This is a genomic window from Dietzia sp. SYD-A1 (assembly GCF_015356725.1).
GTDB lineage: Bacteria > Actinomycetota > Actinomycetes > Mycobacteriales > Mycobacteriaceae > Dietzia.
Genome location: NZ_JADDKI010000102.1, coordinates 1 through 2,570, shown reverse-complemented (window position 1 = coordinate 2,570; position 2,570 = coordinate 1). Strand labels below are relative to the sequence as shown.

General features: G+C 74.3%; 3 protein-coding genes. All 3 read right to left on the bottom strand.

Annotation, left to right across the window (positions count from 1 at the left end; genetic code table 11):
* A partial coding sequence (locus tag IY392_RS05000) for a glycosyltransferase family 1 protein (protein ID WP_194860679.1) occupies positions 1-1,140 on the bottom strand: 1,140 nt, incomplete at its 3' end.
* 37 nt (positions 1,141-1,177) lie between these two features.
* A complete protein-coding gene (locus IY392_RS04995) occupies positions 1,178-1,657 on the bottom strand; it encodes a DUF3592 domain-containing protein (RefSeq protein ID WP_194860678.1) in 480 nt (159 codons plus the stop codon).
* Positions 1,654-2,570: thiamine pyrophosphate-dependent enzyme (locus IY392_RS04990; protein WP_228549047.1), on the bottom strand; the 917-nt coding region annotated here is incomplete at its 5' end. The genes IY392_RS04995 and IY392_RS04990, both read right to left, overlap by 4 nt.

Below are 2,570 nucleotides of genomic sequence, written 5' to 3'. Positions count from 1 at the left end.
CCCCGCGACGGTCGCTCGCGCGCCCGCGGCCAGCCGGACGTGGTCGGCCAGGACCCGGTCCACCGTCCGGGAGACCTCCTCGGCGTATCGGCGGGGGTCGAGGAGATAGCCGTTGACACCCGCTCGGACCAGGTCGCGGGGGCCGCCCTGGTCGGGGCCCACGACCGGCACCCCGGAGGACTGGGCCTCCTGGATGGACTGGCAGAACGTCTCGAACTCGCCGGCGTGGCAGAACACGTCGAGGGTGGCGTAGGCCTGACCGAGCTGGTCGCCGTGGAGTTCGCCGGTGAAGATGGCGTGTGGCATGGCGGCGCGGAGGGCGGGGCGGTCCGGCCCGTCGCCGACGATGACGAGGCGCAGGTCCCCGTCGGGACCCGAGCGGTCGGCGAGTGCCCGGAGCCGCTCGACGTGCTTCTCGGGGGCCAGGCGACCGACGAACCCCACGACGGGCCGGCCGTCCGGGGACCACAGTTCGTGGAGGGCCTGGCTGCGCCGGGACGGGGCGAACCTCTCCGAGTCGACCCCCCGCCCCCATCGGTACAGGCGCGGGATGCCGTGCGCCGCCAGATCCTCCATCGCGGCGGTGGACGGAGCCAGGGTGCGGTCGCAGGTCGAGTGGATGGCGCGGGTCCACGCCCAGGCGGCCTCCGCCATCGCACCGATCCCGTATGAGGTGGAGAACCCCGCGACGTCCGTCTGGTAGATCGCCACCGACGGCACGTCCAGCGCGCGCGCCGCCGCGGCGCCGGCCGCTCCGAGGACGAAGGGGGAGGCCAGATGGACCACGTCGGGAGAGAAGTGCCGCAGCGCGTTGTAGACGCTCGGGCTGGGGGCGCCCACGGGCAGAGAGGACACCACCGGAACGCGGACGGCGGTGACCCGGTGGACCGGATAACCCAGGTGGTGCTCCGGTCCGGGGTCGGGCTCTCCGGGGGTCCCGAGCAGGGGCGCCACGGCGCTGACCAGGGGGTGAGACCGGACCGCATCGGTGGCACCCCGTCGCAGGCCGACGTTGCCGGACGGCGCGACCACCAGGCAGTCGTGGCCGTGTCGACGTGCGTACTCGAGGACCCGGAGGACGGAGTTGGTCACCCCGTTGACGCTGGGCAGGAACGATTCGGTGACGATGGCTACGCGCACACCGTCACTGTCTCCCGCCCGGGCCACCGGACGGTGATCAGCGCGGGACGGTGCGGGGAACTCGTGGTGACGGTCTGTGAACCCCCGGTGACGCCGCGGCGTACGCGAGCGCCGCGAGCGGGAGCGTCACCGCGGGGATGGACAGGGCGGGCACCACGGCGACCGTCCAGCTCCGGCCCGAGACGCGCACGAGGTCGGGGTTGGCGCGGCGGAACTCGACCTGCACCCGCTGACCCTCGACCAGCCCGATCGGGTAGAAGACGCCGGTCACCGGGCGGACGTGGCGGCCGCCGCCGGCGTCGAACTCCACCGCGGCACGCCGATCGGTGACCTCGGTGACGGTGGCGGTCGTACTCCCCATGTCGCGGTCGATGCGCTGGTCGTTGACGAAGCACGCCACCAGGATGAGCGCTGCCGTCAGGAGCGAGAACGCGGCGACGACGACCGCGGTGACCCGGACGATCCACCGGGTCCGGACCGCCCGGCGGGCCCGCCTCGCCTCGAGCGTCCTGCTCACCCCCCGGCCGCCTCGGACCGCATGGCGGCGTGGAGGTCGCGCAGCCCGGAGCGGTCGGTGGCCACCCGCACCACCCTCGTTCCGGCGGGCACGATGTCGCGGTGCGCGACGGCCGCCTCGGAGAGCAGCTGCTCGAGCCCGTCCGGGTCCGTGTCGACGAAGGGGATGCCGAACCCGGCGCACAGGGCGGCGAGGTCCGCCCCGTGCGGGGTGCCGAACACGCGCTCGAAGTCGGTCGCCAACCGGGGGTCGCCCTGTTCGAGGAGGGCGAAGATCCCGCCCCCGTCGTCGTCGGCCACCACGATGGTCAGATCGTCGGGCTGCTCCTCCGCCGGCCCCAGCAGCAGACCCGACACGTCGTGCAGGAAGGTCAGGTCGCCGAGCAGGGCGATGGTCCGGCCCGGTGCCGCCAGCGCGACCCCGATCGCGGTGGACACCGTGCCGTCGATCCCGGACGCACCCCGGTTGGCGTAGACGGCGACATCCGGGTCGAGCGGGCCCACCAGCGACAGGTCGCGGATGGCATTGGAGGCACCCACGACGAGATGGTCGCCACCCCGGAGGCCACGGGCCACCGCCCGGGCCACGTGCACCCCCGTGGGAGCTGCGCTCTCGAGGTGGGCGTCCAGGACCCGGTCGACGGCGGCCCGGGCGCGGGCGTCGGCGCGACCGGTGACGTCGGTCCACTCGGAATCGACGCCCCACCCGGTGAGGACGGAATCGGCGAACTCGGCCGCGCTGCCTGTCGGGTTGGGGGCGTGCGGGCCCGCGTCGAGGATCACGAGGTCCACGTCCGGGTCGGCGAGCAACCGGGTGATCGAACGGTGCAGGGTCGGCCGCCCGGTCACCACCACCTGCTCCGGCCGAACGGCGGGGACCGCGAGGGGATGCACCGGGTGCAGCGGAACCGGGG